We start from the raw sequence: 6,402 nt of genomic DNA on the forward strand, positions 1-6,402 counted from the left end.
GCTCGCCACCTCGCTCGGCGTCGAGCTGATCCGCTTCGACATGTCGGAATACATGGAGCGCCACACCGTCTCGCGGCTGATCGGCGCCCCTCCGGGCTATGTCGGTTTCGATCAGGGCGGCCTGCTGACCGACCAGATCGACCAGCATCCGCACAGCGTGCTGCTGCTCGACGAGATCGAGAAGGCCCATCCCGACCTGTTCAACATTCTCCTGCAGGTGATGGATCACGGCAAGCTGACCGACAACAACGGCAAGCAGGTCGATTTCAGGAACGTCATCCTGATCATGACCACCAATGCCGGTGCCGCCGACATGGCCCGCAACGCCTATGGCTTCACCCGCCAGAAACGCGAGGGCGACGATACGGAGGCGATCAACAAGCTGTTTGCACCCGAATTCCGCAACCGCCTCGATTCGGTCGTGTCCTTCGGCCATCTGCCGAAGACGGTCGTCGCCCGCGTCGTCGACAAGTTCGTGCTGCAGCTCGAGGCCCAGCTCGCCGACCGCAACGTCACGATCGAGCTCTCGGACGAGGCCCGCGAATGGCTGGTCGAGAACGGCTATGACGAGGCCATGGGCGCCCGGCCGATGGCCCGCCTGATCCAGCAGACGATCAAGACGCCGCTCGCTGATGAGGTGTTGTTCGGTCGGTTGAAGAATGGCGGCGCGGTTCGCGTCGTCGTCGTGCAGTCCGAGACTGGCATCAAGGTGCTCGGCCTCGAATTTCCCGACGGGCCGGTCAGGCCCAAGCCCGAGAAGGACGTGGCCGCCGCGGCCGAGAAGCGCGAGCGCAAGCCGCGCGCCAAGACCGCCGCGGCCAAACCGGCTCCCGCTGCGCCCCGCCGCAGCGGTCCCGCCGGCAAGGCCAGCAAGGGGGATGGCGGCAAGGGCGAGGGCGGCAAGGGGCTGGAGGGACCCAAGGCCCAGCGCTCCGTCCGCACCGTCCCCAAGGTCCCGCTGACAAAGGCTTGAGACCGTGTTGTTCAGGCGAAAGACCGATACGCTGCTCGCCCATGCGGCCGAGCCCGCACCGGAACAGGCTGTTCCGGTGCACAAGGAAAAGCTGAGCTGGTTCGAGAAGCGTGACCGGCGCCGGCGTCGGCGCAAGATGTTCGAGGAGATCCTGGGCTGGATCCTCGTCCCGGCCTTCATCTACCTGATCTATCTCGGGGTCCAGGCGATTGGGGGGATCCCCAAGGAAATCATCGATTTCGGCAATGAATTGCTGGGCATCGTCATGAAGGGCGGGCGCTGACTGACCTCTGCGCCCCGGCAGGCCTTTGCAGCCTGCGCAAGGCCGACCGCCCATCGTCGCGGCTCGGTTCGGCGCCCGCTCCGGGCTAGAAGGGCTCTCGCAAACCGCCCCGTTCGGGACGGGACCTGCTCTTCCCGTCCTCACAGCCCCCGCGTGCCGATCCTGTCATGACCGTATCCGCCGAGTGGACCTGGTGGCGCGTCGCGCTGGCCGGCATGCGCGACGCACTGTCGCTGCCGGCCTGGGTCGTCGGCTTCGGGCTGGTGGGCATCGGCTCACTGGCGCGCGACGTCGGTTATCCGGTCGAGGTCGCGGTGCTCTCGACCATGCTGGTCTGGGCCGGCCCCTCGCAGGTGATCTTCTTCGCCTCGATTGCAGCCGGCGCGGCCTGGAGCGCGATCGCGATCGCGGTCGGCTTCGCCTCTCTGCGCTTCCTGCCGATGACGGTGGCGATCCTGCCCCTGCTGCGCCGCCCGGGGCAGGGGGTGGGCATGCAGCTCCTGCTCGCCCATTACGTTGCGGTCACAGCCTGGACGGAGGGCTTGCGCCGGCTGCCGCATGTCCCGCCGCCCCAGCGCGTCGCCTATTTCCTCGGTTTCGCCAACACCTGCATGGCGACGAGTTCGGTCGGCACCTTCCTCGGCTACTACCTGATCGGCGCCCTGCCGATCCCCTTCGCCGCCGGCCTGCTCTGCCTGACGCCGATCTTCTTCCTCGCCTCGCTGACAGCGGGCCTGCGCCATCGCGGCGATGCCGCCGCCATCATCCTCGGCCTCGCGCTCGCGCCGATCTGCGACCGCTTCATCGGCGGCGGCTTCGACCTGATCGTTGCCGGGCTGATCGCCGGCTCGATCGCCTTCGCGCTGCGGCCGAAGAAGGTGGCGCCATGACGGCGACGATCACGCAGCCGATTGCCTGGCTCGACGGGCCGTGGTGGCCCTATCTCGCCCTCATCCTGTTCGCCGTGCTGCCGACCGAGATCTGGCGCTGGCTCGCGGTGGCGTTCTCGCGGCGGATCGACGCCGACTCGCCGGCGCTCGAATGGGTGAGGGCGGTGGCGACGGCCCTTCTCGCCGGGATCGTCGCCAAGCTGATCGTGGCGCCGCCCGGCGCGCTCGCCGCCGTGCCGCTGGCCCTGCGGGTCGGGGCGCTCTCGGTCACGCTCGCGATCATGCTGTTCGACAGGCGCCGCGTCTTGCTGGCGGTGCTCGCCGGAGAGGCGACGCTGATTGGCGGTGCCTATTGGCTGCCGGCGATCTGAGCCGGCCGGTCAGAGCGCCGCCAGCGCCGACCGGATCTTTTCGGCATTCGCCTTGAGCACTTCGGCATCCGCCATGGCGCCCGTATGCGGGCGCAGCGCCACGCCGTCATGACGCGGCATGACATGGACATGCAGGTGGAACACCACCTGGCCGCCGGCCGCCTCGTTGAACTGCTGGATCGTCACGCCATCAGCCGCGAAGGCGGCTTTCACCGCGCGCGCCATGCGCTGCGTCGTCAGCGCGACCGCCTGCAATGCCTCGGGCGGCGCGTCCAGCACATTGCGGCAGGCGGCCTTGGGCAGCACCAGAACGTGCCCGTCGGCGCGCGGCATGATGTCCATGATGGCGACAGTCGCCTCGTCCTCATAGACGGTATGGGAGGGCAGTTCGCCGCGCAGGATCCGGGCGAAGACGTTGTCGGTGTCGTAGGCGCTCATGCGGCTTCCGGATCGGGCGAGGAACAGGGGCGGCCAACCTGTCGCGTGCAGGCGGTCAGCGTCAAGGCCGGGCGGGCAGCTTCGGAGACAGGCGCCCGGCGGTGCCCAGCGGCAGCGTCTCTGAGATCTGCGAATCGAGCACCAGATCGTCGCTGGCGCCGAGCAGCCAGAGATCCGTCACGGTGAAGCGCAGCAGCGATACATCCCACCAGCGCGCGATGATCTCCGCCAGCGCGGCGGTCTCGCCGGTATCGAGATCATCGGTCAGGTTGTAGAGCCCGACGAGGTAGAGATCGCCCGGCGGGCGCCCAAAAGCGGCCTGGATCGCATGGATCGGGTTCCGCTCGCCCCGCTTCTCCGGATAGGCCCGCAGATAGATCCGCCCGCGATTGACGTTGCCCGAGAACGGCCCGCGCAGATCGACCGCGAAGGGCTCGATCCGGGCGAGAGCCTCGCGGGTCTCGTCCGAGATCACCGGCGCATCCCCCGTCGAGAGCGTGCCGCACAGGGTCGCGTGGAGTCGTTGGGCCCGTCGCGGCAGGATGCCCCAGGCGATCTTGGGGGCGAAGGGCGCCGCGCGTATCTCGTTATCGAGCCGCTGGAAGGGTTCGGAACCCGCGAGCAGAGCCCCATCGACGGGAAGAACCAGCGAGTAGACGGGTGGATGGACGCCCATCTCGTAGGATCGCCCCTCCTGCCGCGCGATCACGCGAGGATGGTCGGGCGCGACGAGCGGCAGGTGGGCGAGCCGGTAGGGCTCGTCCAGCGTCAGAGGCCCGTCCGCGAAATCGGTCAGGCTGCGCCGGTAGCCCAATTCGCTTTCCGCGCAGAAGACAGGCGCGGCGGAGGCTGCGAAGGCGCCCGGGTCAGCCATCGGACTCGCCGGATTGGCGGAACGGGCTTTCGGCTGCCAGCGCCGCCTGCGCCTGCGCGATCTGCGCCCGCTCCCGCGTCAGGTAATGCGCGACCGCGCGCTTCAAGCCCGGATCGGCCAGATGGTGCAGCGAGCGCGTCACCACCGGGCGGTAGCCGCGCGCCAGCTTGTGCTCGCCCTGCGCGCCGGCCTCGACGCGGGCGAGGCCGTTAGCGATCGCGTAGTCGATGGCCTGGTGGTAGCAGACCTCGAAATGCAGGAAGGGGTGGTCCTCGATGCAGCCCCAGTTGCGGCCGTACAGCGTGTCGGCGCCACGGAAATTGATCGCACCCGCGATGTAGCGTCCTGCGCGCTTCGCCATCACCAGGACGATCCGCTCACCCATCGCCGCGCCGACGCAGGAGAAGAAGGCCCGGTTCAGATAGGGGCGCCCCCATTTGCGTGACCCGGTGTCCTCGTAGAAGGCGTGGAAATCGTCCCAGACCGCTTCGGTCAGGTCGCTGCCGCTGAGCACCTCGATGGTGATCCCGGCGGCGAGCGCTTCGCGACGCTCCCGCTTCAGCGCCTTGCGCTTGCGCGAGGCCAGCGTCGCCAGGAAATCGTCGTAACTCCTGAAGCCCTGGTTGAACCAGTGGAACTGCAGATCGTGCCGCTCGAGATAGCCGGCCTCCCGCAGTGCCGTGATCTCGGGCTCCTGCGCGAAGGTGACATGGATGGAGGAGGCCTCGGTCTGCTCGCACAGCGCCTCCAGCCCGGCGATCAGGCCGGCGCGGGCGGCCTCCGCCCGCGGTCCGGGCGCGACCAGCAGGCGCGGGCCCGTTGCGGGGGTGAAGGGCGCCGCGACCTGGATCTTCGGGTAGTAGCGCCCGCCCGCGCGCTGATAGGCGTCGGCCCAGCTGTGGTCGAAGACATATTCGCCCTGGCTGTGGCTCTTCAGGAAGCTGGGCGCGGCGGCGAGCAGCCTGTCTTCGCCATCCTCGACCAACAGATAGGCGGGCGACCAGCCGGAGCGCCCGCCGACGCAGCCGCTCTCCTCGAGCGCCCGCAGGAAGGCATGGGAGACGAAGGGGTTTTCCCGGTCGAGCCCGGCCGGCATCGAGTCTTGCGCCTGCGGATGGGCGCAGGCATCCCAGGCCGCGGCCGGAACCGCCTTCAGCGAGGTCGCGACGCGCACCCTAAGGTCGCCGGCCCCGCTCTCGCTCAAGGCGTGAAGCCCTCGAACACCATCTGGTCGGCGAGGCGCGAGGCCTTCTCCCGGTCCTCCGGGGTGCGCACCGTCCAACTCATCAGCGGCATCCCGACCACGTTCCGGCAGAGATAGGGCGCCGCGCTGTCGAGGTCCGTGACCTTCCAGGACAGGAAATCAGGCCGGCTGCGCTCGAAATGCAGCAGATTGGCCATGGCGTGGCGCTGGCCCGCTTCAAGATGGGCATAGTCCGGATAGGAATAGTCGTTCATCGCGACGATGCCGCGCGGCACGCCGGGCGCGATCTCGCGCAGCGCCGCGACGATCTCGGGATCGAAGGACTTGAACACGATCGGCTGACCGGGGCGGCCGGCGACGATTTCGGCGGCGCGGCGGGTCAGCCGGAGATCGCCGTCGAAGCGGCTCTTGATCTCGATCACCAGCGGCACGCGCCCGCCGATCAGGTCGAGGAAATCCGACAGCGTCGGGATCAGCGCCGGGCTGCCGCGCAGCGGGATCGCGGCGAGTGCCTCTGCCGTCTGTGCCGAGACCGCGCCCTGCCGCTCTGTAAGGCGGTCGAGCACGAAGTCATGGAAGACCATCGCCTCGCCGTCGGCGCTGAGCTGGATGTCGCATTCGATGCCGAACCCGCCGGCGATGGCCGCCTCGGCCGCCGGGCCGCTATTCTCGATCACGCCCGCAGCGGCGTCATGAAGCCCGCGATGGGCGATCGGGCGGGCGATCAGCCAGCCGAGATCGGGCCGGGCGCCGTCGTTCAGGAGAGAGCCGCGCATCAGGCGATCTCGAACATCGCCTCGACCTCGACCGCGGCATCGGCCGGCAGCTGCGCCACGCCGATCGTCGAGCGGGCATGGCGCCCCTTGTCGCCGAGCACCTCGACCATCAGGTCGGAAGCGCCGTTCATGATCGCGGGCAGGGCGGCGAAATGCGGCGCGACATTGATGAAGCCGCCGAGACGCACGCAGCGGGTGATCCGGCTGAGATCGCCGTTCAGCGCCGCCTTGGCCTGGGCGAGCACATTGATGGCGCAGAGCCGCGCGGCCTCGAGACCGGCCTCGTTGAAGATTTCGCCCCCGAGCTTGCCCTTGTGGGCGTCGGAAAGCTTGCCGTCGAGCCCGAAGCAGAGCTGCCCCGAAATCACCAGGAGATTGCCGCTGATGACGTAAGGGACATAGTTCGCGATCGGCGCGGCCGGGGTCGGCAGGGTGATGCCGAGTTCGGCGAGGCGGGTGTCGACGGCGTTCATTGGGACGGCTCCACAGGATGCGGTCGGCGGGAGCATCGTCCCGCGCAGGCGTCTTTCATGGCCGATGCCTCGGCCGCCCGCAAGCTGACGGCCATGCGCCGCGCTGCCGCGTCGCCCGCG

The 6,402-nt window shown here is 68.9% G+C and carries 9 protein-coding genes; 4 read left to right on the top strand and 5 right to left on the bottom strand.

Going from position 1 to position 6,402, the window contains the following annotated elements; genetic code table 11:
* The 4 genes from Q8M82_RS20500 to Q8M82_RS20515 form a co-directional block, all read left to right on the top strand.
* Positions 1 to 973: AAA family ATPase (locus Q8M82_RS20500; protein WP_305693149.1), on the top strand; the 973-nt coding region annotated here is incomplete at its 5' end.
* Between the two features lie 4 nt (positions 974 to 977).
* Positions 978 to 1,256 (top strand): hypothetical protein, encoded by a 279-nt coding sequence (locus Q8M82_RS20505; protein ID WP_305693150.1) that lies wholly within the window; start codon positions 978 to 980, stop codon positions 1,254 to 1,256.
* 167 nt (positions 1,257 to 1,423) lie between these two features.
* Positions 1,424 to 2,146: an AzlC family ABC transporter permease gene (locus tag Q8M82_RS20510; RefSeq protein ID WP_305693151.1), complete on the top strand. Its 723-nt coding sequence runs from the start codon at positions 1,424 to 1,426 to the stop codon at positions 2,144 to 2,146.
* The gene (locus Q8M82_RS20515) at positions 2,143 to 2,517 is read left to right on the top strand and encodes an AzlD domain-containing protein (RefSeq protein WP_305693152.1); all 375 of its coding nucleotides are present in this window, start codon (positions 2,143 to 2,145) and stop codon (positions 2,515 to 2,517) included. The genes Q8M82_RS20510 and Q8M82_RS20515 overlap by 4 nt, the downstream gene beginning before the upstream one ends.
* Before the next feature lie 9 nt (positions 2,518 to 2,526).
* Here the strand turns inward: Q8M82_RS20515 and Q8M82_RS20520 are convergent, their stop codons facing one another.
* From Q8M82_RS20520 to Q8M82_RS20540, 5 genes are all read right to left on the bottom strand, one after another.
* Positions 2,527 to 2,955 carry an HIT family protein gene (locus Q8M82_RS20520; protein ID WP_305693153.1) on the bottom strand — a complete coding sequence of 143 codons (429 nt, stop codon included), beginning with the start codon at positions 2,953 to 2,955 and terminating at the stop codon, positions 2,527 to 2,529.
* Between the two features lie 61 nt (positions 2,956 to 3,016).
* Positions 3,017 to 3,829 (bottom strand): 2'-5' RNA ligase family protein, encoded by an 813-nt coding sequence (locus Q8M82_RS20525; protein ID WP_305693154.1) that lies wholly within the window; start codon positions 3,827 to 3,829, stop codon positions 3,017 to 3,019.
* Complete coding sequence (locus Q8M82_RS20530; RefSeq protein ID WP_371126423.1) at positions 3,822 to 5,033, bottom strand: GNAT family N-acetyltransferase; 1,212 nt, start codon at positions 5,031 to 5,033, stop codon at positions 3,822 to 3,824. The genes Q8M82_RS20525 and Q8M82_RS20530 overlap by 8 nt, the downstream gene beginning before the upstream one ends.
* Positions 5,030 to 5,809, bottom strand: a complete 780-nt coding sequence (locus Q8M82_RS20535) for a glycerophosphodiester phosphodiesterase family protein (protein ID WP_305693155.1) — start codon at positions 5,807 to 5,809, stop codon at positions 5,030 to 5,032. The genes Q8M82_RS20530 and Q8M82_RS20535 overlap by 4 nt, the downstream gene beginning before the upstream one ends.
* Entirely contained in the window at positions 5,809 to 6,282 is a 474-nt protein-coding gene (locus Q8M82_RS20540) for a RidA family protein (protein WP_305693156.1), read from the bottom strand. The genes Q8M82_RS20535 and Q8M82_RS20540 overlap by 1 nt, the downstream gene beginning before the upstream one ends.
* Between the last annotated feature and the right edge of the window lie 120 nt (positions 6,283 to 6,402).

The sequence above is a fragment of the Allobosea sp. genome, assembly GCF_030694325.1.
Taxonomy (GTDB): Bacteria; Pseudomonadota; Alphaproteobacteria; order Rhizobiales; family Beijerinckiaceae; genus Allobosea.

Excerpts from the sequence above, each read along its gene's own strand:
- Q8M82_RS20510 (WP_305693151.1), top strand. The coding sequence starts at position 1,424 with ATGACCGTATCCGCCGAGTGGACCTGGTGGCGCGTCGCGCTGGCCGGC.
- Q8M82_RS20515 (WP_305693152.1), top strand. The coding sequence starts at position 2,143 with ATGACGGCGACGATCACGCAGCCGATTGCCTGGCTCGACGGGCCGTGG.
- Q8M82_RS20520 (WP_305693153.1), bottom strand. The coding sequence starts at position 2,955 with ATGAGCGCCTACGACACCGACAACGTCTTCGCCCGGATCCTGCGCGGC.
- Q8M82_RS20525 (WP_305693154.1), bottom strand. The coding sequence starts at position 3,829 with ATGGCTGACCCGGGCGCCTTCGCAGCCTCCGCCGCGCCTGTCTTCTGC.
- Q8M82_RS20535 (WP_305693155.1), bottom strand. The coding sequence starts at position 5,809 with ATGCGCGGCTCTCTCCTGAACGACGGCGCCCGGCCCGATCTCGGCTGG.
- Q8M82_RS20540 (WP_305693156.1), bottom strand. The coding sequence starts at position 6,282 with ATGAACGCCGTCGACACCCGCCTCGCCGAACTCGGCATCACCCTGCCG.